General features: G+C 67.4%; 29 protein-coding genes. 26 read left to right on the forward strand and 3 right to left on the reverse strand.

The genetic code is table 11. From position 1 onward, the window contains the following. The first annotated feature begins 2 nt into the window (after positions 1–2). The 23 genes from rplV to D8I30_RS10205 all read left to right on the forward strand — a co-directional run bounded on the left by rplV (position 3) and on the right by D8I30_RS10205 (position 12,545). Positions 3–383 carry a 50S ribosomal protein L22 gene (rplV, locus tag D8I30_RS10095; RefSeq protein ID WP_121482623.1) on the forward strand — a complete coding sequence of 127 codons (381 nt, stop codon included), beginning with the start codon at positions 3–5 and terminating at the stop codon, positions 381–383. Then, complete coding sequence (gene rpsC / locus D8I30_RS10100) at positions 383–1,129, forward strand: 30S ribosomal protein S3 (RefSeq protein WP_003164374.1); 747 nt, start codon at positions 383–385, stop codon at positions 1,127–1,129. Before rplV ends, rpsC begins: the two co-directional genes overlap by 1 nt. Positions 1,130–1,135: 6 nt before the next feature. After that, positions 1,136–1,573, forward strand: a complete 438-nt coding sequence (rplP, locus tag D8I30_RS10105; protein WP_121482624.1) for a 50S ribosomal protein L16 — start codon at positions 1,136–1,138, stop codon at positions 1,571–1,573. Next, on the forward strand, positions 1,573–1,770 hold the full coding sequence (gene rpmC, locus D8I30_RS10110; protein ID WP_003164376.1) for a 50S ribosomal protein L29: 198 nt from the start codon (positions 1,573–1,575) through the stop codon (positions 1,768–1,770). Before rplP ends, rpmC begins: the two co-directional genes overlap by 1 nt. Positions 1,771–1,780: 10 nt before the next feature. Next, entirely contained in the window at positions 1,781–2,023 is a 243-nt protein-coding gene (rpsQ, locus tag D8I30_RS10115) for a 30S ribosomal protein S17 (RefSeq protein WP_121482625.1), read from the forward strand. Between the two features lie 18 nt (positions 2,024–2,041). Further along, positions 2,042–2,410: a 50S ribosomal protein L14 gene (gene rplN, locus D8I30_RS10120; protein ID WP_003164378.1), complete on the forward strand. Its 369-nt coding sequence runs from the start codon at positions 2,042–2,044 to the stop codon at positions 2,408–2,410. 2 nt (positions 2,411–2,412) lie between these two features. Next, positions 2,413–2,721: a 50S ribosomal protein L24 gene (gene rplX / locus D8I30_RS10125; RefSeq protein WP_121482626.1), complete on the forward strand. Its 309-nt coding sequence runs from the start codon at positions 2,413–2,415 to the stop codon at positions 2,719–2,721. Beyond that, positions 2,721–3,278, forward strand: a complete 558-nt coding sequence (rplE, locus tag D8I30_RS10130) for a 50S ribosomal protein L5 (protein WP_121482627.1) — start codon at positions 2,721–2,723, stop codon at positions 3,276–3,278. The genes rplX and rplE overlap by 1 nt, the downstream gene beginning before the upstream one ends. Positions 3,279–3,297: 19 nt before the next feature. Beyond that, positions 3,298–3,603: a 30S ribosomal protein S14 gene (gene rpsN / locus D8I30_RS10135; RefSeq protein ID WP_003170022.1), complete on the forward strand. Its 306-nt coding sequence runs from the start codon at positions 3,298–3,300 to the stop codon at positions 3,601–3,603. Positions 3,604–3,618: 15 nt separating this feature from the next. After that, positions 3,619–4,017: a 30S ribosomal protein S8 gene (gene rpsH, locus D8I30_RS10140; RefSeq protein WP_121482628.1), complete on the forward strand. Its 399-nt coding sequence runs from the start codon at positions 3,619–3,621 to the stop codon at positions 4,015–4,017. Between the two features lies 1 nt (position 4,018). Then, entirely contained in the window at positions 4,019–4,552 is a 534-nt protein-coding gene (gene rplF / locus D8I30_RS10145) for a 50S ribosomal protein L6 (RefSeq protein WP_121482629.1), read from the forward strand. 3 nt (positions 4,553–4,555) lie between these two features. Continuing rightward, positions 4,556–4,912 carry a 50S ribosomal protein L18 gene (gene rplR, locus D8I30_RS10150; protein ID WP_121482630.1) on the forward strand — a complete coding sequence of 119 codons (357 nt, stop codon included), beginning with the start codon at positions 4,556–4,558 and terminating at the stop codon, positions 4,910–4,912. 13 nt (positions 4,913–4,925) lie between these two features. Further along, positions 4,926–5,525: a 30S ribosomal protein S5 gene (rpsE, locus tag D8I30_RS10155; RefSeq protein ID WP_121482631.1), complete on the forward strand. Its 600-nt coding sequence runs from the start codon at positions 4,926–4,928 to the stop codon at positions 5,523–5,525. A gap of 3 nt (positions 5,526–5,528) precedes the next feature. Continuing rightward, positions 5,529–5,723 (forward strand): 50S ribosomal protein L30, encoded by a 195-nt coding sequence (gene rpmD / locus D8I30_RS10160; RefSeq protein ID WP_121482632.1) that lies wholly within the window; start codon positions 5,529–5,531, stop codon positions 5,721–5,723. Positions 5,724–5,888: 165 nt separating this feature from the next. Continuing rightward, on the forward strand, positions 5,889–6,482 hold the full coding sequence (rplO, locus tag D8I30_RS10165) for a 50S ribosomal protein L15 (protein WP_121482633.1): 594 nt from the start codon (positions 5,889–5,891) through the stop codon (positions 6,480–6,482). Positions 6,483–6,641: 159 nt separating this feature from the next. Beyond that, positions 6,642–8,018: a preprotein translocase subunit SecY gene (gene secY, locus D8I30_RS10170; protein ID WP_121482634.1), complete on the forward strand. Its 1,377-nt coding sequence runs from the start codon at positions 6,642–6,644 to the stop codon at positions 8,016–8,018. Positions 8,019–8,042: 24 nt separating this feature from the next. Then, entirely contained in the window at positions 8,043–8,606 is a 564-nt protein-coding gene (locus tag D8I30_RS10175) for an adenylate kinase (RefSeq protein WP_121482635.1), read from the forward strand. Between the two features lie 67 nt (positions 8,607–8,673). Then, on the forward strand, positions 8,674–9,384 hold the full coding sequence (locus tag D8I30_RS10180) for an energy transducer TonB (RefSeq protein WP_205570693.1): 711 nt from the start codon (positions 8,674–8,676) through the stop codon (positions 9,382–9,384). 141 nt (positions 9,385–9,525) lie between these two features. Continuing rightward, a complete protein-coding gene (gene rpsM, locus D8I30_RS10185) occupies positions 9,526–9,894 on the forward strand; it encodes a 30S ribosomal protein S13 (protein ID WP_003164389.1) in 369 nt (122 codons plus the stop codon). A 16-nt stretch (positions 9,895–9,910) separates the two neighbouring features. Further along, positions 9,911–10,300: a 30S ribosomal protein S11 gene (gene rpsK, locus D8I30_RS10190; RefSeq protein ID WP_003164390.1), complete on the forward strand. Its 390-nt coding sequence runs from the start codon at positions 9,911–9,913 to the stop codon at positions 10,298–10,300. Positions 10,301–10,387: 87 nt separating this feature from the next. Next, positions 10,388–11,407, forward strand: coding sequence for a DNA-directed RNA polymerase subunit alpha (locus D8I30_RS10195; RefSeq protein WP_121482637.1), 1,020 nt, complete (start codon positions 10,388–10,390; stop codon positions 11,405–11,407). A gap of 114 nt (positions 11,408–11,521) precedes the next feature. Further along, positions 11,522–11,941 carry a 50S ribosomal protein L17 gene (gene rplQ, locus D8I30_RS10200; protein WP_121482638.1) on the forward strand — a complete coding sequence of 140 codons (420 nt, stop codon included), beginning with the start codon at positions 11,522–11,524 and terminating at the stop codon, positions 11,939–11,941. A 130-nt stretch (positions 11,942–12,071) separates the two neighbouring features. After that, entirely contained in the window at positions 12,072–12,545 is a 474-nt protein-coding gene (locus D8I30_RS10205) for a GNAT family N-acetyltransferase (protein ID WP_121482639.1), read from the forward strand. A gap of 131 nt (positions 12,546–12,676) precedes the next feature. Here D8I30_RS10205 and D8I30_RS10210 read toward each other — a convergent pair whose 3' ends face one another. Both D8I30_RS10210 and D8I30_RS10215 read right to left on the reverse strand, forming a co-directional pair. Then, positions 12,677–13,537, reverse strand: coding sequence for a hypothetical protein (locus D8I30_RS10210; RefSeq protein WP_121482640.1), 861 nt, complete (start codon positions 13,535–13,537; stop codon positions 12,677–12,679). Further along, complete coding sequence (locus tag D8I30_RS10215; protein WP_121482641.1) at positions 13,527–14,447, reverse strand: ABC transporter ATP-binding protein; 921 nt, start codon at positions 14,445–14,447, stop codon at positions 13,527–13,529. Before D8I30_RS10215 ends, D8I30_RS10210 begins: the two co-directional genes overlap by 11 nt. 102 nt (positions 14,448–14,549) lie before the next feature. Between D8I30_RS10215 and D8I30_RS10220 the strand changes: the two genes are divergently transcribed. The 3 genes from D8I30_RS10220 to D8I30_RS10230 all read left to right on the forward strand — a co-directional run bounded on the left by D8I30_RS10220 (position 14,550) and on the right by D8I30_RS10230 (position 18,784). After that, the gene (locus D8I30_RS10220) at positions 14,550–15,788 is read left to right on the forward strand and encodes an ectonucleotide pyrophosphatase/phosphodiesterase (protein WP_121482642.1); all 1,239 of its coding nucleotides are present in this window, start codon (positions 14,550–14,552) and stop codon (positions 15,786–15,788) included. A gap of 270 nt (positions 15,789–16,058) precedes the next feature. Then, positions 16,059–17,300, forward strand: a complete 1,242-nt coding sequence (locus tag D8I30_RS10225; protein ID WP_121482643.1) for a TCR/Tet family MFS transporter — start codon at positions 16,059–16,061, stop codon at positions 17,298–17,300. A gap of 95 nt (positions 17,301–17,395) precedes the next feature. Beyond that, a complete protein-coding gene (locus D8I30_RS10230; protein WP_121482644.1) occupies positions 17,396–18,784 on the forward strand; it encodes a Do family serine endopeptidase in 1,389 nt (462 codons plus the stop codon). A gap of 2 nt (positions 18,785–18,786) precedes the next feature. Here D8I30_RS10230 and D8I30_RS10235 read toward each other — a convergent pair whose 3' ends face one another. Next, positions 18,787–19,158, reverse strand: coding sequence for a VOC family protein (locus D8I30_RS10235; protein WP_205570694.1), 372 nt, complete (start codon positions 19,156–19,158; stop codon positions 18,787–18,789). Between the last annotated feature and the right edge of the window lie 65 nt (positions 19,159–19,223).

Genomic DNA, 19,223 nt, shown 5'->3' on the forward strand with positions numbered 1-19,223 from the left:
CCATGGCCCAGACCAAGAACCCCCGTCGCGTTGCGATGACCGAGGCCCGCGCCAAGCTGGTCAACGTCCGCATCAGCCCGCAGAAGCTGAACCTGGTCGCCGCCTCGATCCGCGGCCTGCCGGTGCAGAAGGCTCTCAACGAGCTGGAGTTCAGCCGCAAGCGCATCGCCGGTGACGTCCGCAAGGTCCTGTACTCGGCCATCTCGAACGCCGAGAACAACCACAACCTCGACATCGACAACCTGGTCGTCGCCGAGGCCTTCGTGGGCAAGAACCTGGTGATGAAGCGTTTCGCGAGCCGCGCTCGCGGTCGCTCCTCGCGCATCCTGAAACCCTTTAGCGAGATCACCATCGTGGTCCGCGAAGCCGGCGAGGCTGCCTGATGGGACAGAAAATCAATCCGATCGGTCTGCGCCTCGGCGTGAACCGCACGTGGGACAGCCGCTGGTTCGCCGGCGGCGCCGACTACGCCAAGCTGCTCCACCAGGACCTGAAGCTGCGCACGTGGCTGAAGGAACGCCTGTCGGCCGCCGGTGTGTCGCGCATCATCATCGAGCGTCCGCACAAGAAGTGCCGCGTGACGATCTACGCCGCCCGTCCGGGCGTCGTGATCGGCAAAAAGGGCGCTGACATCGAGAAGCTGCGCAAGGACATCTCGGCCCGCACCGAAGGCGAAGTTCACCTGAACATCGTCGAGGTCCGCAAGCCGGAAACCGACGCCCAGCTGATCGCCGAGAACATCGCTCAGCAGCTGGAGCGCCGTATCGCGTTCCGTCGCGCCATGAAGCGTTCGATGCAGTCGGCCATGCGCCTGGGCGCCAAGGGCGTCCGCATCAACGTCTCGGGCCGTCTGGGCGGCGCCGAAATCGCTCGTATGGAGTGGTACCGCGAAGGCCGCGTGCCGCTGCACACCCTGCGCGCCGACATCGACTACGGCTTCTATGAAGCCAAGACGACCTACGGCATCATTGGCGTGAAGGTCTGGGTGTTTAAGGGTGAAGTGCTCGAGCACGACCCGATGGCTCAGGACAAGCGCTGGGCCCAGGAAGCCTCGGGTCCGTCGTCCAACGAAGGCCGTGAGCGCGGCCCCCGCGGTGATCGCGGTCCGCGCCGTGGTCGTGAGGGCTGATAGGCCATGTTGCAACCGAAAAAGACCAAGTACCGCAAGGCCTTCAAGGGCCGCATCCACGGCTCGTCCAAGGGTGGTTTCTTGCTGAACTTCGGCTCCTACGGTCTGAAGGCCGTTGAGCCGGAGCGCATCACGGCGCGTCAGATCGAAGCGGCTCGCCGCGCGATCACCCGTCAGATGAAGCGTCAGGGCCGCGTCTGGATCCGTATCTTCCCGGACGTGCCGGTCTCCGGCAAGCCGGCCGAAGTGCGGATGGGTAAGGGCAAGGGCGCGGTGGACCACTGGGCCGCTCGCGTGGCCCCGGGCCGCATCATGTTCGAAATCGACGGCGTGCCGGACGACGTGGCTCGTGAAGCGCTGCGCCTCGGCGCCGCCAAGCTGCCGATCCGCACCAAGGTGGTCACCCGCCTGGACGCCGGCATCGTTACGGAGCAAGCCGCCTAATGACCAAGATCGCCGATCTCCGGTCGCAAACCGTCGACCAGCTGTCCGACGAGCTGCTGAAGCTCAAGAAGGAACAGTTCAACCTGCGCTTCCAGGCCGCCACCGGCCAGATGGAAAAGACCCACCGGGTCTCGGAAGTGCGCAAGGACATCGCCCGCATCTCGACGCTTCTGCGCGAGAAGCGTGCGGCCTCGTAAGGAAACACCGATGCCCAAACGCATTCTTGAAGGCGTGGTCGTCTCCGACAAGGGCGACAAGACCGTCGTCGTGAAGGTCGAGCGCACCCTGCTGCACCCGCTGCTTCGCAAGACGGTTCGTAAGTCCAAGAACTACCACGCCCACGATGAGGCCAACGCTCTCAAAGTCGGCGATATCGCGCGCATCATCGAATGCGCCCCCAAGTCCAAGCTGAAGCGCTGGGAAGTCATTTCCCCGGCCTCGGCTTCGTAAAAAGAAGGATCGGATCCCATGATCCAGATGCAAACTAACCTGGAGGTCGCCGATAACTCGGGCGCTCGCCGGGTCATGTGCATCAAGGTGTTGGGCGGCTCCAAGCGCCGCTACGCCTCGATCGGCGACACCATCGTCGCCTCGGTGAAGGAAGCGATTCCGCGCGGCCGTGTGAAGAAGGGCGACGTCGTTCGCGCCATCGTCGTGCGCACCGCCAAGGACATCCAGCGCAAGGACGGCTCTGTCATCCGTTTCGACAAGTCGGCCGCCGTCATCGTCAACAAGCAGAACGAGCCGGTCGGCACCCGTATCTTCGGCCCGGTTCCGCGCGAACTGCGCGCCAAGAACCACATGAAGATCATCTCGCTGGCTCCGGAGGTCCTGTAACCATGGCCGCCAAGATCAAGAAGGGCGACAACGTCGTCGTCCTGACCGGCAAGGACAAGGGACGCACCGGCCAGGTGCTGAAGGTCCTCCCGACCGAAAACCGCGTCGTCGTGCAAGGCGTCAACATGGTCCAGCGCCACACGCGCCCGACCCAGGCTGACCCGCAAGGCGGCATCAAGCACAAGGAAGCCTCGCTTCACCTGTCGAACGTCGCCATCGTCGACGCCAACGGCAAGGCGACCCGCGTGGGCTTCAAGGTCGAGGGGGACAAGAAGGTCCGCTTCGCCAAGTCGACGGGAGACGTCATCTGATGGCCGACACCAAGTACACGCCGCGCCTCAAGGCCGACTATCAGGCCCGCATCCGCGGCGTCCTGAAGGAAAAGTTCGGCTACACGAACGAGATGCAGATCCCCAAGCTGGACAAGATCGTCCTGAACATGGGCATCGGCGAAGCCGTGGCTGACTCCAAGAAGGCCAACGCGGCCCTCAAGGACCTGACGGCCATCGCCGGTCAGAAGGCCGTCCCGACGAAGGCTCGTAACTCCATCGCCGGCTTCAAGCTGCGCGAAGGCATGGTCATCGGCGGCAAGGTTACGCTGCGCGGCGCCCAGATGTACGAGTTCCTGGACCGGTTCATCACGATCGCCCTGCCGCGCGTGAAGGACTTCCGGGGCCTTAAGGGCACTTCGTTCGACGGTCGCGGCAACTACGCCACGGGTCTGAAGGAGCACATCGTGTTCCCGGAGATCAACTACGACCAGATCGACCAGATGTGGGGCATGGACATCGTTGTCTGCACCACGGCCAAGACCGATGAGGAAGCCAAGGCTCTCCTCACCGAGTTCAAGTTCCCGTTCGTGAACTGAGCGGGAAGGGAAGAGAACAATGGCTAAGAAAAGCGCCGTAAACCGCAACGAAGCCGTCAAGGCCCTGGTTGCGAAGTATGCCGCGAAGCGGGACGCCCTGAAGGCGATCGCCAACGACGAGAGCCTGCCGCTTGAGGAGCGCTTCGACGCGCGCCTGAAGCTGGCGGCCCTGCCGCGCAACTCGGCTCCGAGCCGCATTCGCAACCGTTGCGAAGTGACGGGTCGTCCGCGGGCTTACTACCGCAAGCTCAAGATGAGCCGTGTCGCCCTGCGCGAGCTGGGCAACATGGGTCAGATCCCCGGCTTGACGAAGTCGAGCTGGTAAGGGGAGCGAACAGATATGATGATCAACGATCCCCTGAGCGACATGATCGCTCGCATCAAGAACGCGGCCACCCGCAAGCGTTCGTCGGTGCTCACCCCGGCTTCCCGCCTGCGCCAGCGCGTCCTGGACGTGCTGCAGGACGAGGGCTACATCCGCGGCTACAACCTGGTTCAGAACCCGGGTGAGTTTCCGCAGTTCGAGATCGAGCTGAAGTACTTCGACGGCCAGCCGGTGATCGCCGAGATCGCCCGCGTGTCGAAGCCCGGCCGTCGCGTCTATTCGGCCATCGGCGATCTGAAGCCGGTCAAGAACGGCCTCGGCATCTCGATCCTTTCGACTTCCAAGGGCGTCATGTCTGACGCTGCCGCTCGCGACGCTAACGTCGGCGGCGAAGTCCTGTGCAGGGTCTACTGATATGTCTCGTATCGGCAAGAAAACCATCGCTGTGCCGAAGGGCGTGACTGTCACGCTCGACGGCCAGAACGTCACCGTGAAGGGTCCCAAGGGCGAACGCTCCTGGACCGTCGCCGAAGAGATCGAAGTCAAGCAGGAAGGCGACGAACTGTCGCTGACCCCGCGTTCGGACACGCAGCGCGCCAAGGCCATGTGGGGTCTGTCGCGCACCCTGGTCGCCAACATGGTGACCGGCGTGACCGACGGTTTCGAGAAGACCCTGGAACTGGTCGGCGTGGGTTACCGCGCCGCCCTGAAGGGCAAGGATCTGTCGCTGCAACTCGGCTTCTCGCACGACGTCGACATCGCTCCGCCGGAAGGCGTCACCTTCGCCGTGCCGAAGCAGACCGAGATCAAGATCTCGGGCGCCGACAAGCAGGTCGTTGGTGAAATCGCCGCCGTCATCCGCAAGATGCGTCCGCCGGAGCCCTATAAGGGCAAGGGCGTGCGCTACCAGGGCGAAACCGTCCGGCGCAAGGAAGGCAAGAAGAAGTAAGTCATGGCTCTCTCTCTTCAACAACAAGCCAAGCGCCGCGCCGAGCGCACTCGTCGTCGCCTGAAGGCTGTCGCCAACGGTCGCCTGCGTCTGTCGGTCCACCGTTCGGACAAGAACATCTCGGCTCAGATCATCGACGATGCCCAGGGCATCACGGTGGCCGCCGCCTCGTCGCTGGAAGGCGGCAAGGGTTCCAAGGGTTCGGACGTCGCAGCCGCCGCCAAGATCGGCAAGCTGATCGCCGAGCGCGCCATCGAGAAGGGCGTCACGGACGTCGTCTTCGACCGTGGCGGCTACATCTATCACGGCCGGGTGAAGGCGCTGGCGGAAGCCGCGCGCGAAGCCGGCCTGAACTTCTAAGGGAACGGCAAGCATGGCTCGTGAACCCCAACGCGGCGGCGGCGATCGCAACCGTCGCGACCGCAACGCTCCGGCGGCCGAAGGCCCTGAAAGCGACATCATCGAGAAGCTGGTGCACATCAACCGCGTCGCCGCCACCGTCAAGGGCGGCCGCCGGTTCTCGTTCGCGGCCCTGATGGTCGTCGGCGACGGCAAGGGCCGCGTCGGCTTCGGTCATGGCAAGGCGCGCGAAGTGCCGGAAGCCATCCGCAAGGCGACCGAAGAAGCCAAGAAGACCATGATCAAGGTTCCGCTGCGCGAGAACCGCACCCTGCACCACGACGGCTCGGGCCGTTGGGGCGCCGGCAAGATCATGATGCGCGCTGCCCCTCCGGGCACCGGCGTCATCGCCGGCGGTCCGATGCGTGCGGTCCTCGAAACCCTCGGCGTCCAGGACGTCGTGGGCAAGTCGACCGGCTCGTCGAACCCGTACAACATGATCCGCGCCACCTTCGAGGCGCTCAAGGTCCAGTCGTCGCCGCGCCAGATCGCCTCCAAGCGGGGCAAGAAGGTCGCCGACCTGATGGGCCGCCGCAACGACGGCGCTTCGGCGCCGGAAGCTGTGGAGGGCTGATAGATGGCCAAGCAGGACAAGAAGACCGTCACCATCCGCCAGACGGGCAGCCCGATCCGCCGCACGGCCGATCAGCGCGCCACCCTGGTGGGCCTGGGTCTGAACCAGATCGGCCGCGTGTCGACCCTGGAAGACACCCCCTCGGTCCGCGGGATGATCGCCAAGGTCGCCCACATGATCGAAGTGGTCGAAGGCTAAAAGTCGTTTCGCCCTCTCCCGCTCGCGGGGGAGGGCGTTTCGCTTTATGCAGGAAGCATCTTGCGATGCTGACGCGGGTCGCCTAATCAGCGGCCCTTCAATTTTTCCAACGCCGAGTCAGGATCGCCTGGCGGACCTGGCGCTAGAACCCGAAAGGATCAGGCAATGAAGCTCAACGAAATCCGTGACAACGAAGGCGCCCACAAGAAGCGCATGCGCGTCGGCCGCGGCCCGGGCTCGGGCAAGGGCAAGACCGCCGGTCGCGGCGTCAAGGGTCAGAACTCGCGTTCGGGCGGCGGCAAGGTCGGCTTCGAAGGCGGCCAGATGCCGCTGTACATGCGTATGCCGAAGCGCGGCTTCAACACGCCGAACACGCTGAAGCTGGCTGAAGTCAACCTGTGGCGCCTGCAGGAAGCCGTCGACGCCGGCAAGCTGGACGCCAAGGCCGAGATCAACGGCGAAGCCCTGGTGGCCGCCGGCGTGATCCGTCGCGTCAAGGACGGCGTGCGCGTCCTGGGCGAAGGCGAGCTGAAGGCCAAGCTGAACCTGGTGGTGTGGTCGGCCTCGGCCGGCGCCATCAAGGCGGTGGAAGCCGCCGGCGGTTCGGTGACCCAGCAGCGCATCGAAGCTGAAGCCAAGGCCGCCGCGCGCCTCGAGAAGCGCAACGCCGCCCGTGGCAAGGCCCCTGAGCCCAAGGCTCCGAAGGGCGACGCCAACAAGGTCTCGGCCCGCGCCAAGCGCACCGCCGCCAAGGCCTAATTCCGATATCGTCATCCCGTCGGAGGCGCGCTTCTCGCGTTTCCGCCGGGATCGTCCGGACCGGGATGACGATTTTCCGAAAGCGGCCCTCGCAAGAGCGCCGCTTTCCGCCTATCTGACGACGGGCATAGAGATGGTGACCGTCTGGGGGACCGCCTGATGGCTTCGGCCGCTGAACAACTTGCTGCCAATATGAACATGGGCTCGTTCGCCAAGGCGACCGAGCTGCACAAGCGCCTGCTGTTCACGCTGGGCGCGCTGCTGGTCTATCGGATCGGCACCTATGTTCCGATCCCTGGGATCAACGGCGAGGCCTTCCTGGCCTTCTTCCAGAACCCGGACGGCCAGCGCGGCATCCTGGACATGTTCAACATGTTCTCGGGCGGCGCCGTCGAGCGCATGGCCGTGTTCGCCCTGAACGTCATGCCCTACATCTCGGCGTCGATCATCGTCCAGCTGATGGGCGCGGTGTATCCGCCGTGGGAGAAGCTGAAGAAGGAAGGCGGCGAGTCGGGCCGCAAGCAGCTGAACCAGTACACCCGCTATCTGACGGTGTTCCTGGCCCTGGCGCAGTCCTTCGGCATCGCCGTGGGCCTGAACGCCCAGCCCGGCCTGATCGACCAGCCCGGCCTGTTCTTCATCATCTCGACGGTCACCACCCTGACCGGCGGCACCATGTTCCTGATGTGGCTGGGTGAGCAGGTGACGGCGCGCGGCGTCGGCAACGGCATCTCCCTGATCATCTTCGCCGGCATCGTGGCGGTCCTGCCGTCGACCGTGGCGCGCATGCTGGGCCTGGCTCAGCAGGGCCAGATGTCGGCCTTCACCCTGCTGTTCATCGCCATCATGGCGGTGGCGGTCATCGTCTTCATCGTCTTCATGGAGCGCGCCCAGCGCCGTCTCCTGATCCAGTATCCGAAGCGCCAGGAAGGCAACCGCATGACCGGCGGCGAGCGCAGCTTCCTGCCGCTGAAGGTCAACACCGCGGGCGTGATCCCGGCCATCTTCGCCTCGTCGCTGCTGATGCTGCCGACGACGGTGGCCCAGTTCACCGCCAATGCGAACCTGCCGGACTGGATGAGCTGGCTGCCCCTGGTGACGGCCCAGCTGACCCACGGCCAGCCGGTGTTCATGATCCTGTACGCCCTGCTGATCGTCTTCTTCTGCTTCTTCTACACCTCGATCACCTTCAACCCCGAGGACACGGCCGAGAACCTGCGCAAGTACGGCGGCTTCCTGCCGGGCATTCGTCCGGGCAAGCGCACGGCCGAGTATCTGGACTACGTCCTGACGCGCCTGACGGTGATCGGCGCCGCCTACATCACCGCCGTCTGCCTGCTGCCGGAGTTCCTGGTCAGCAGCCTGGGCAACAGCCTGTACTTTGGCGGAACGTCTATCTTGATCGTGGTCTCGGTGACGATGGACACTGTCGCCCAGATCCAGTCGCACCTGCTGGCGCACCAGTATGAGGGGCTGATCAAGAAGGCCAAGTTGCGCGGCCGTGGCCGGGGCGGTTCCGCTCCTGCCCGTCGCTGATCGGGTAGGGGGCCCGAAGACATAATGAACCTGATCCTGTTCGGGCCGCCCGCGGCCGGCAAGGGCACCCAGGCCAAGCGTCTGGTCGAGGGGCGAGGCATGGTCCAGCTGTCGACCGGCGACATGCTGCGCGCGGCCATCGCCTCCGGCTCCGAGCTGGGGCTGAAGGTCAAGGACGTGCTGGCGCGCGGCGACCTCGTCACCGACGAGATCGTCATCGCCCTGATCGAGGCCCGCCTGCCGGAGGCCGAGGCCGCCGGCGGCGCCATCTTCGACGGCTTCCCCCGCACGGTGGCCCAGGCCGAGGCCCTGGATGCCATGCTGGCCAAGCGCGGCGCCCAGATCGACCGCGTCATCCGCCTCAAGGTCGACGACGCCGCCCTGACCGACCGTATCGGCAAGCGCTTCGCCGAGCAGGGCCGGGCCGACGACAACCCCGAGACCTTCAAGGACCGCCTGGCCGTCTATAATCGCCAGACCGCGCCGCTGCTCCCCTACTATGAAGAGCAGGGCAAGCTGACCGAAGTGGACGGCATGGGCGACATCGCTGCGGTTGCCGGCGCCATCGACGCGGCCCTGGACGCCTGACGGCGACCAGATCTGATCCCGTCGCCGTCTGAAGCGTTAGCTTTCAGGGGCCGTGCGGGAGAGGCGATTGCAGCCGAAACGAATGAAGCATTGGCGCTGGGGCGCGGCGGGGCTTGTGGCTCTTCTGCACCTCGGCGCCTTTGCGCTTTTGGGGCAGGTGCGGCCCGAGGCGCGTTTCACGCCCGCCGTGGCGCCGATCATCGTCGACCTGGTCCGGCCGGAGGCCCCGCCGCCGCCGCCGCCACCGCCGCCGCCTGAACCGGCCCGCACTCAGGGCGGCGGCGCGCCCGCCGCGCCTTCCGTCGTCCGCCCTGCGCGCCCGCGTCCCGTCCAGCCGAGGCCGGAGGTCACGGCGCCGCCGCGACCTGCGCCCGAACAGCCCCTCGTCGTCGGCGCGGCGCCCGCGCCCAGCCCGACGCCCGGGCCGGGACAGGGCGGGCAGGGGACGGGCAGCGGCGGGGGAATCGGATCCGGCGTCGGGCCCGGCGTGGGCGACGGCCCGCCGCGCATCATCCGCGGGCCGTCGGTGGGGGAATTGCGCGACCTGCACCCGCCCGAGGCCTTCCGTCGTCGAATCGGCGGGCGGGCGACCCTGGCTTGTCGGGTCCGGCTGGACACCACCTTGTCGGACTGCCGCCTGGTTGACGAGACGCCGACGGGGATGGGATTCGGTCAGGCGGCTCTTGCGGCCGCGCGATATTTCCGCTTTCGTCCTCCGACGCAGAATGGAGCGCCGATCGATGGCCGAGAGGTCCGGGTGGGGGTCGAATGGCCTTGAGCCAGCCTGCCGACGGCCTTTGCCCGTTGACGCATCGGGAATCCCCTGTATAAGGACGGCCTTCCGCGAAGGGCGTACACGCTCCTGGTCTGTTGACCGGAGCGGTTTCTGCGTCTGATTAACGCGTACTTGGAGAATTTCGTGGCCCGTATCGCTGGCGTCAACATTCCGACCAACAAGCGCGTCGAAATCGCGCTTCAGTACATCCACGGCATTGGCGCGCACAACGCCAAGGAGATCACGGCCAAGATCGGCATCGAGCCGGCTCGCCGCGTGAACCAGCTGACCGACGCCGAGATCCTGCAGATCCGCGAGACGATCGACCGCGACTACACCGTCGAGGGCGACCTGCGCCGCGAGACGTCGATGAACATCAAGCGCCTGATGGACCTGGCCTGCTACCGCGGCCTGCGTCACCGTAAGGGCCTGCCGGTCCGCGGTCAGCGCACCCACACCAACGCTCGCACCCGCAAGGGTCCGGCCAAGCCGATCGCCGGCAAGAAGAAGTAAGAGAGAGGCCTGACCGATGGCTAAGGAACCGGGTCGCGTTAAGCGCCGCGAACGCAAGAACATCACTTCGGGCGTGGCCCATGTGAACGCCTCGTTCAACAACACCATGGTGACCATCACCGACGCTCAAGGGAACGCGATTTCCTGGTCGTCGGCCGGTCACATGGGCTTCAAGGGCTCGCGCAAGTCGACGCCGTACGCCGCCCAGATGGCTGCGGAAGACGCCGGCAAGAAGGCCGCCGAGCACGGCGTGAAGACGCTGGAAGTGAACGTCTCGGGTCCGGGTTCGGGCCGTGAGTCGGCCCTGCGCGCCCTGCAGGCCGTCGGCATGACGATCACGACCATCCGTGACGTGACGCCGATGCCGCACAACGGCTGCCGTCCGCCGAAGCGCCGTCGCGTCTAAGGTCACGCCGCCTACCCCTTCTCCCGGCGGCTCCTGTTGTTCTGAACGTGAGAACACGGAGCCGTCGAAACCCGTTCGAGGGACTTTATGATCGAAAGAAACTGGCAAGAGCTGATCCGTCCCGAGAAACCGCAAGTCGAGGGCGGGGCTGACCCGCAGCACAAGGCGCGTCTGATCGCCGAGCCTCTCGAGCGCGGTTTCGGCGTGACGCTCGGCAACGCGCTTCGTCGCGTTCTGCTGTCTTCGCTTCAAGGTGCGGCGGTCACGGCCATTCAGATCGATGGCGTGGTCCACGAGTTCTCGTCGCTGGAAGGCGTTCGCGAGGATGTCGTCGACATCGTCCTGAACATCAAGCAGCTGGCCCTTCGCATGCATGCCGAAGGTCCGAAGCGGATGACCCTGCGCGCCACGGGCCCCGGCCCGGTGACCGCTGGTCAAATCGACCTGCCGGCCGATATCGAGGTGCTGAACCCGGATCACGTGATCTGCACCCTGGACGACGGCGCTTCGGTCCGCATGGAACTGACGGTGCAGAACGGCAAGGGCTACGTCGCCGCCGAGCTGAACCGCCCGGAAGACGCTCCGATCGGCCTGATCGCCGTCGACGCCCTGTATTCGCCGGTGAAGCGCGTCGCCTATCGCGTCGAGCCGACCCGTCAGGGCCAGTCGCTGGATTACGACAAGCTGATCCTGGAAGTCGAAACCAACGGCGCCGTCTCGCCGGTTGACGCCGTGGCCTACGCTGCGCGCATCCTGCAAGACCAGCTGCAGATCTTCATCACCTTCGAAGAGCCGACCAAGGCTGTCGAGCAGGCGGACGGCAAGCCCGACCTGCCCTTCAACCCGGCCCTGCTGAAGAAGGTGGACGAGCTGGAGCTGTCGGTCCGTTCGGCCAACTGCCTGAAGAACGACAACATCGTCTACATCGGCGACCTGATCCAGAAGACCGAGGGCGAGATGCTTCGCACCCCGAACTTCGGCCGCAAGTCGCTGAACGAAATCAAGGAAGTTCTGGCGTCCATGGGCCTGAGCCTCGGCATGGATGTGCCGAACTGGCCGCCGGAAAACATCGAAGATCTGGCCAAGAAGTTCGACGACCAGATCTGATCATCAACCCTCCGCCCGGGTCCGTTGGATCGGTTGGGGCGGTTAGAATGAGAGGCCCTAGGTCTCGTCCAGCAAGTAGGGACGGGAAACCGGGGTTGAGTAGGAGAGACCTCGATGCGCCACGGCGCCGCCTATCGTAAGCTCGGCCGCACGGTCAGCCACCGCCAGGCCATGTTCGCCAACATGGCTGCCTCGCTGATCAAGCACGAGCAGATCACCACGACCCTGCCCAAGGCGAAGGAACTGCGTCCCTTCGTCGAGAAGCTGGTCACCCTGGCCAAGAAGGGCGACCTGCACGCTCGTCGTCAGGCCATCAGCGCCGTGCGCGACGTGCCGCAAGTCGGCAAGCTGTTCGACACCCTGGCGCCTCGTTACGCCGAGCGTAACGGCGGCTACATCCGCATCATGAAGGCGGGCTTCCGTCACGGCGACAACGCCGCGATGGCCGTCATCGAGTTCGTGGATCGCGACGTCGACGCCAAGGGCCAGGACTCCGGTCCGGTCTTCGCCATCGAGGGCGACGACGAGGCCTGATCAAACCTGACGGTTTGAGACAGATTGAAGGGCGGCCGGAGCGATCCGGCCGCCCTTTGTCTTGCGCCGCCTGGGTCTTGCGTCGCCTGGGTCTTGCGTCGTTTGGGCGCGCGGCGGCATAGAGGCGCCCATGACCGACGCAGCCATTCGTATCGTTGAGTATCAGCCCCGCCACGCCGAGGCCTGGCGGATGTTGAACGAGGCCTGGCTGGCCGAGGGCGGCTTTGCCGTCGAGGCCAAGGACCGCAAGGTTCTGGACGACCCCGAAGGGCAGATCCTGGCGCCCGGCGGCCGCATCTTCTTCGTCGAGCGGGACGGGGAGGCCGTGGGCTGCTGCGCCCTGATGGCCATGGACGACGGCGGCTTCGAGGTGGCCAAGATGACGGTCACGCCGACGGCGCGGGGGCTGGGCCTGTCGCGGCGTCTGCTGGAGGCCTGCGAGGCGGCCGCGCGCGAGGCGTGGGCGCCGCGCCTGTATCTGGAAAGCAGTTCGACCCTGGCGCCGGCGCTGGGGCTTTATAAGAGCTTCGGCTTCGCCGACCTGCCGCCGCGCGAGACCCCCTACGCGCGCGCCGACGTCTTCATGGAGAAGCGGCTGGGCTGAACTCCTCCCCATGCAAGGGGAGGTGGCGGCTATCGCCGCCGAGACGGAGGTGCCGCTTGGTTCCGCTGTCCCAGCCCCCTCCACCATTGCGTGGTCCCCCTCCCCATGAAATGGGGAGGAGAGGTGATCAGTTATTCCTTCGACAGGTCCTGGCGCTGGAACCACCACAGGGCGGCCAGGAACGGAGCCAGGCTCCACAGGGCCAGGCCGGCGATGGCGCGCCAGACGGCGCCGGCGGGCAGGACGGCCGCCTCCATGCCGCCCAGGACGGCGGCCTTTAGCACCCCATAGGCGTCGCCAGGCAGCAGCAGCATGGTCGCCCAGTCGCCCATCTGCCAGCCGAACAGGGGGCTCAGCTTGGCCAGGAAGAACTGGCCGACGCCGACGACCAGGGGCACGAACAGCGCCGCCAGCAGCGAGCGCGTCACCATCGCCGCCAGCAGGCTGAGCAGCAGGAATTGCACCACCCGCACATAGGACAGCAGCGTCAGCAGGCCGAAGGCCCGGGCCTCGTCCGCGCCGAAGCCGAAGGCGAAGCTGTGGCCGAAGATCACGCCCTTGGCGACGTCGGCGCCCATGCTGGCGATCAGGTAGAGGACGAGGCCGGCCAGGGCCATCAGCTTGACGGCGCCGGCCTTGCCCATGATCAGGTTGGGGCGGCTGTTGCGCGCCGTGATCAGGCGCCAGGTCTCCCAGCGATAGTCGCCGGCGAAGACGGTGGCCGCGCCGATGAGCAGGAAGGCCAGCACGCCCGGATTGGCCAGGCCGCCCGCCGCCTTGACCAGGGACGCGCCCAGGTCCAGGGCGCCCGCGTCCAGCTTCAACTCGGGCGGCAGGCCTTCTGCCGCGCCGCTCATCTTGGACTGGATGAACAGATAGCCGCCGGTGGCCAGGATCAGGGAGATCACCGGCACGAAGATCACGCTCCAGAACACCGCCGTGCGGTTGTGCAGCAGGCGCCAGGATTCGGAACGGATGGCGTCAGCCAGCATGGGCGGGCTCCTTGATCGGTTGCGCGGGCGGCGCGGCTGTTTCCGTCATGAAGACGCTTTCCAGATCGGCGCCGACCCAGCGGGCCTCGTCGATGTCGACGCCCTGTTCGATCAGGGCGCGCAGCAGGGCCGGGGCCTCGGCGCGGGGCACGGCGGCCATGACGGCGTCGTCCTCCAGTCGGCCGCAGTCGCCCAGGACGGCCATGATCTTGGCCAGGGGCGTGGCCGACAGGCGCAGCCGCTCGCCCGAGGCGGTCAGGTCGCTGACCTTGCCCTCGGCCGCCAGCTTGCCGCGGTTCAGGATGGCCACGCGGTCGCAGACGCGCTGAACCTCCAGCAACTGGTGGCTGGCCAGGAGGACGGTCACGCCGTCGTCGTCGGCCAGGCTGCGGATCAGGGCGCGCATCTCCTGGATGCCGGGCGGGTCCATGCCGCTGGTCGGTTCGTCCAGGATGACGAGGTCGGGCCGGGTCATCAGGGCGGCGGCCACCCCCAGCCGCTGCATCATGCCGACGGAGAAGCCGCGCACCTTGCGGTCCGCCGCCTCGGTCAGGCCCACGCGGTCCAGCCAGCGGTCGATCTCGGCCTCCGCCCCCATGCCGTGCGCCAGCGCCAGCCAGCGCAGCGCCTCGCGCGCCGTCAGATAGGGCGGATAGCGCGGCGTCTCGATCATCGAGCCCATGCGCCGGGTCACGGCCGGGTCGCCCGTGTGCTGGCCCAGCACCCGCACCGCGCCCGCCGTCGGGCGGATCAGGCCCAGAAGGATGCGGAACAGGGTCGACTTGCCCGCCCCGTTGGGGCCAAGCACGCCATAGACCCCGCCACGCGGGATGGTCAGGCTGAGGCCGTCCAGGGCGCGCACGGCGCCGTAGGTCTTGGTCAGGCCGGTCGTTTCGATAACGCTGGTCATGAAACGCAGCGTGGCTCGTCCAGGAAAAACCGGCAAGCCGTCTTCTGTCTGTCGCGGATTAAGCTTAGGCAATGTTCCCGAAAGCCGTTTTCGGGAGTCTCCATGTTTCATCGCCTGTTCGGCCTGGCCCGCGCCGCCGTCCTGACGCTGGCCGTCGCCGCTTGCGCCACCACGCCGCCCCCGGTCGAGACGGTCCAGACCGCCCAGGCGCCGAACGTCATCCTGATCTCGATCGACGGTTTCCGCGCCGACTATCTGCAGCGCGGGGCGACGCCGGTGCTGGCGCAACTGGCGGCCGAAGGGGCGTCGGGGCCGATGAAGCCGTCCTTCCCCAGCGTGACCTTCCCCAACCACTACACCCTGGTCACGGGCCTGCATCCCGACCACCACGGCATCATCGGCAACAACATGGTCGACGCCGAACTGGGCCGCTTCTCCCTGAGCAATAAGCAGGCGGTCACCGACCGGCGCTGGTGGGACCAGGGCGAGCCGATCTGGGTTTCGGCCGAGCGCCAGGGCGTGAAGACCGCCACCATGTTCTGGCCGGGGTCCGAAGCCGACATCCGCGGCGTGCGGCCCAGCTATTGGACGCCCTTCGACCAGGCCATGCCCGGCGACGCCCGCGTGGACCAGGTCCTGGCCTGGCTGGACCTGCCCGCCGCCGACCGCCCGGCCCTGACCACCCTCTATTTCGACATCGTCGACACCATGGGCCACAACCATGGCCCGGACGCGCCTCAGACACGGGAGGCCCTGCGCTCGGTCGACGCTTCCATCGGCCGCCTGGTCGAGGGGCTGAAGGCGCGGGGGCTGTACGAAAACACCATTCTGGTCATCGTGTCGGACCACGGCATGGCGGCGACCTCGCCGGATCGCGTGACGATGCTGGACGACATCATCGACCCGGAGGCGCTGCAGATCGTCTATTCGGGCGCGGTCACCTTCCTGAACCCCGTCGCCGGCCGCGAGGCCGAGGTGGAGCAGGCCCTGCTGGGGTCGCGTCCGCACCTGGACTGCTGGCGCAAGAGCGAGATCCCGGCGCGCTTCGTCCTAGGCTCCAACCCGCGCGTCTCGGCCATCGTCTGCGCCTCCGAGCCCGGCTGGCTGCTGGCCACCAGGGCGCGTCCGGTGACCAAGCCCGGCGGCGCCCACGGCTATGACAACGCCGCGCCCGAGATGCAGGCGATCTTCATCGCCCATGGTCCGGGCGTCATCGCCGGACGGCGGCTGCAGAACCTGGACAGCGTCGACGTCCAGCCCTTCCTGGCCCGCCTGCTGGGCGTCTCCGCGCCGCGCGGCGACGGCCGGCCGGAGGATACGCTGGCGGTGACGCAGCACTGAGCGTCATGGCCGCCTGAACCCGAGCTCAGATCAAAGCCCTCCCCCTCGATGGGGGAGGGTTGGGTGGGGGTGTTGGCGGGACGTCCTACAATGACGCGAGAGACGCGGGGGCGCCTCATGCGCCTAGGCGACCAAGGTCGAGCCCTCACCCCCATCCCCGACTCTCCATCGAGGGGGAAGGGAGCTGGGGCGTCGCCCAGCATGCTGCTGAAAATCGTCGCCCAACCGCTCGCCGCCATCTAGAACGGCGCTCCACCTCCGCGAGCGTCCATGTCCCTGCATATCCCCAAGGTCCGTCGCGCGGCGATCGCCTTCATCCTCGTGACGGCGGTGCTGGACATCGTGGCCATGGGCATCGTCATTCCGGTCCTGCCGCACCTGATCGAGCAGTTCGTCGGCTCCAACGCGCGGGCCGGTCTGCTGAACGGGGTCTTCGTGGCCCTGTGGGCGGGGATGCAGTTCCTGGCCTCGCCGGTGATCGGGGCGCTGTCGGACCAGTACGGGCGCCGTCCCGTCATCCTGATCAGCTGCGCCGGCCTGGCGGCGGACTATGTGCTGATGGCGCTGGCGCCGAACCTGTGGTGGCTGGCGGCGGGGCGGCTGATCGCGGGCGTGACCTCGTCCAGCTTCACCACCGTCTATGCCTATATGGCCGACATCACCGAACCGGAAAAACGCGCCCGCGCCTATGGGCTGATCGGCGCGGCCTTCTCGGGCGGCTTTGTCCTGGGGCCGGTGCTGGGCGGCTTCCTGGGCGAGTTCGGGCCGCGCGTGCCCTTCTGGGCGGCGGGCGCCATGTCGGGCGCGGCCTTCCTCTACGGCCTGTTCATCCTGCCCGAGAGCCTGGCGCCCGAGAGGCGGATGCCCTTCAGCTGGCGCCGGGCCAATCCCGTCGGGGCCATGATCCTGCTGAAGCGCCACGCCGAACTGGCCGGGCTCGCGGTGGTGAACTTCCTGCTCTACTTCGCCCATCACGTCTTTTCGGCGGTCTTCGTCCTGTACGCCGGGCTGCGCTACGGCTGGGGGCCGTGGCAGGTGGGGGCCCTGCTGGCCCTGGTGGGCGTGCTGGACATGATCGTCCAGGGCGTTCTGGTCGGCCCGGCGTCGCGGCGCTTCGGCGATCGGGCGACCATGGTCTTCGGCCTGTGCGGCGGGACGGTCGGCATCGCCCTGATGGGATGGGCGCCGACGGGCGTCGCCTTCATCCTCGCCATGTTCCCCAACGCCCTGTGGGGCCTGGCCATGCCGACGCTGCAGTCGCTGATGACCCGCCGCGTCGGCGAGAGCGAGCAGGGCCAGTTGCAGGGCGCGAACATGAGCGTCGCCTCCATCGCCGGCGTGGCCTCGCCCCTGTTCTTCGGCTGGGTCTATTCGGTCTCGGTGGGCGAGGGGATGTGGGCGCCCAATCCCGGCCTGGCCTTCTACCTGGCCGCCGCCGTCCTGGCCCTGGCGGCTCTGATCGGCTGGATCACGGCGCGGCGGGCGGAACGGGACGAGGTCACGGCCGTTTGATCGCCGCCGCGCCCCAGGTCGAACGGCGGCCTTGATCCTGTCGAAAAGCCGGGGCGGAATGAGATGAACGCCCAAGCTTGTAGAACCGGGACGAGATGAAGACTTCCAGACTGGCGCTCGCCGCCGCCGTGATGCTGTCCGCCTGCGGCCAGCCGCAACCGTCCAAGGCGCAGGAAGGCGTCTTCGCCGAACAGCCGCGCGTCGCCCCGCGCGACGCCGGGTCGCTGAAGACCAGCTTCGCCCCCGTGGTGCGCGAGGCCGCGCCCGCCGTGGTCAACATCTCGGCGCGCGGCGTGCAGCAGGTCCGCGATCCCTTCTTTGAACTGTTCGGCGGCGGGCCGCAGTCGCGGGTGACGGGCTCCATCGGCTCGGGCGTCATCGTGCGAGCGGACGGGATCGTGGTGACCAACAACCACGTCATCCAGAACATGCAGCAGATCCGCGTCACCCTGAACGACCGGCGGGAATATCCGGCCAAGGTGTTGCTGGCCGACGAGCGGTCGGACATCGCCGTGCTGCAGCTCGAGAACCTGGACGGCGCCTTGCCCGCCCTGCGCATCGACGACCAGGAGCAGCAGGAGGTCGGCGACCTGGTCCTGGCTATCGGCAACCCGTTCGGCGTGGGCCAGACGGTGACCAACGGCATCATCTCGGCGCTGAACCGGACCGAGACTGGCATCAGCGATTCCGGCTCCTTCATCCAGACCGACGCGCCGATCAATCCTGGCAACTCGGGCGGCGCCCTGGTCGACATGGACGGCGACCTGATCGGCATCAACACGGCCATCTTCTCGCGCACCGGCTCGTCCAGCGGCGTGGGCTTCGCCGTTCCGGCCGCCATGGTCAGGCGGGTGGTGGAGTCCGCCGTCGGCGGCGCCAAGTCGGTCGAGCGCCTGTGGCTTGGCGTGAAGGGCGACGCCGTCAGCGCCGACATCGCCCGCAGCCTGGGGCTGGAGCGGCCGCGCGGCCTGATGGTCACCGACGTCTATGCCGGCGGCCCGGCCGCGCGCGCGGGGATCGAGCAGGGCGACGTCATCACCGCCATCGACGGGGCCGAGGTCAACGACCAGGGCGGCCTCAACTTCCGCGTCGGCACCAAGGCGCCGAACGACGCCGTAGCCCTGACCGTGCTGCGCGACGGCCGGACGCGGACGCTGAACGCGCGCGTCTCGACCCTGCCGGGCGACGCCGATCCGGGGCAGGGGACCGTGGTGGGGCAGGGGGCCCTGGCGGGTCTTCAGGGCGTGGCCCTGAACCCGGCCCTGGCCGACCGCCTGGGCGGCGATCCCTTCACCAACGGCGTGGTGGTCACGGGCCTGCAGCGCAACAGCATCCCGGCCCGCATCGGCCTGCGCCCCAACGATCTGGTGGTCCAGGTCGACGGCCGCGCCGTCACCTCGGTCGCCGCCCTGGGGCGCGCTCAGCGCGGGTCCGAGCTGGTCATCGTGCGCGGCGGCAACCGCCTGACCGGACGCCTGCCCTGAGTTCAGCCCTTGGCCGGGCCGATGATCGACCAGACGTGGCCGTAGGGATCGCGCAGCTTGCCGTGGCGGCCGTAGAATTCGTCGGCGGGCGGGCGCAGCGCGGTCGCTCCGGCCTCAACGGCGCGGTCGAACCAGCGGTCCACGTCGTCCACCGACAGGTTCACCGAACTGGTCGTGCCGCCCAGGGTCTCGGGCGACGCCATGCCGGTGATCTCGGCCATCTCGGGGAACTCGTCCGACAGCATCAGCGAGCCGCCGTTCAGGTTGAGGGTGGCGTGGCCCAGCCGTCCGTCTTCCATGTCGTAACGCTCGACCACCTCGGCGCCGAAGGCGCGACGGTACCAGTCCAGCGCCTCCGGCCCGCGCTTGACCATCAGATAGGGGCTGAGCGGCGGATAGGCGGGATCGGAAATGGCGCGGTCTCCTGTGTAGGGGGATG

This window comes from Brevundimonas naejangsanensis (genome assembly GCF_003627995.1).
Taxonomy (GTDB): domain Bacteria; phylum Pseudomonadota; class Alphaproteobacteria; order Caulobacterales; family Caulobacteraceae; genus Brevundimonas; species Brevundimonas naejangsanensis_B.

Coding starts and splice junctions, on each gene's coding strand:
- D8I30_RS10230 (WP_121482644.1), top strand. CDS start 17,396: ATGAAGACTTCCAGACTGGCGCTCGCCGCCGCCGTGATGCTGTCCGCC.
- rplO (WP_121482633.1), top strand. CDS start 5,889: ATGAAGCTCAACGAAATCCGTGACAACGAAGGCGCCCACAAGAAGCGC.
- D8I30_RS10215 (WP_121482641.1), bottom strand. CDS start 14,447: ATGACCAGCGTTATCGAAACGACCGGCCTGACCAAGACCTACGGCGCC.
- D8I30_RS10220 (WP_121482642.1), top strand. CDS start 14,550: ATGTTTCATCGCCTGTTCGGCCTGGCCCGCGCCGCCGTCCTGACGCTG.
- rplP (WP_121482624.1), top strand. CDS start 1,136: ATGTTGCAACCGAAAAAGACCAAGTACCGCAAGGCCTTCAAGGGCCGC.
- rplF (WP_121482629.1), top strand. CDS start 4,019: ATGTCTCGTATCGGCAAGAAAACCATCGCTGTGCCGAAGGGCGTGACT.
- D8I30_RS10205 (WP_121482639.1), top strand. CDS start 12,072: ATGACCGACGCAGCCATTCGTATCGTTGAGTATCAGCCCCGCCACGCC.
- rplV (WP_121482623.1), top strand. CDS start 3: ATGGCCCAGACCAAGAACCCCCGTCGCGTTGCGATGACCGAGGCCCGC.
- rpmC (WP_003164376.1), top strand. CDS start 1,573: ATGACCAAGATCGCCGATCTCCGGTCGCAAACCGTCGACCAGCTGTCC.
- D8I30_RS10225 (WP_121482643.1), top strand. CDS start 16,059: ATGTCCCTGCATATCCCCAAGGTCCGTCGCGCGGCGATCGCCTTCATC.
- rplQ (WP_121482638.1), top strand. CDS start 11,522: ATGCGCCACGGCGCCGCCTATCGTAAGCTCGGCCGCACGGTCAGCCAC.
- rpsE (WP_121482631.1), top strand. CDS start 4,926: ATGGCTCGTGAACCCCAACGCGGCGGCGGCGATCGCAACCGTCGCGAC.
- D8I30_RS10195 (WP_121482637.1), top strand. CDS start 10,388: ATGATCGAAAGAAACTGGCAAGAGCTGATCCGTCCCGAGAAACCGCAA.
- secY (WP_121482634.1), top strand. CDS start 6,642: ATGGCTTCGGCCGCTGAACAACTTGCTGCCAATATGAACATGGGCTCG.
- rplE (WP_121482627.1), top strand. CDS start 2,721: ATGGCCGACACCAAGTACACGCCGCGCCTCAAGGCCGACTATCAGGCC.
- rplX (WP_121482626.1), top strand. CDS start 2,413: ATGGCCGCCAAGATCAAGAAGGGCGACAACGTCGTCGTCCTGACCGGC.
- rpsQ (WP_121482625.1), top strand. CDS start 1,781: ATGCCCAAACGCATTCTTGAAGGCGTGGTCGTCTCCGACAAGGGCGAC.
- rplN (WP_003164378.1), top strand. CDS start 2,042: ATGATCCAGATGCAAACTAACCTGGAGGTCGCCGATAACTCGGGCGCT.
- rplR (WP_121482630.1), top strand. CDS start 4,556: ATGGCTCTCTCTCTTCAACAACAAGCCAAGCGCCGCGCCGAGCGCACT.
- rpmD (WP_121482632.1), top strand. CDS start 5,529: ATGGCCAAGCAGGACAAGAAGACCGTCACCATCCGCCAGACGGGCAGC.
- rpsK (WP_003164390.1), top strand. CDS start 9,911: ATGGCTAAGGAACCGGGTCGCGTTAAGCGCCGCGAACGCAAGAACATC.
- rpsN (WP_003170022.1), top strand. CDS start 3,298: ATGGCTAAGAAAAGCGCCGTAAACCGCAACGAAGCCGTCAAGGCCCTG.
- D8I30_RS10210 (WP_121482640.1), bottom strand. CDS start 13,537: ATGCTGGCTGACGCCATCCGTTCCGAATCCTGGCGCCTGCTGCACAAC.
- D8I30_RS10235 (WP_205570694.1), bottom strand. CDS start 19,158: ATGGTCAAGCGCGGGCCGGAGGCGCTGGACTGGTACCGTCGCGCCTTC.
- rpsH (WP_121482628.1), top strand. CDS start 3,619: ATGATGATCAACGATCCCCTGAGCGACATGATCGCTCGCATCAAGAAC.
- rpsC (WP_003164374.1), top strand. CDS start 383: ATGGGACAGAAAATCAATCCGATCGGTCTGCGCCTCGGCGTGAACCGC.
- D8I30_RS10175 (WP_121482635.1), top strand. CDS start 8,043: ATGAACCTGATCCTGTTCGGGCCGCCCGCGGCCGGCAAGGGCACCCAG.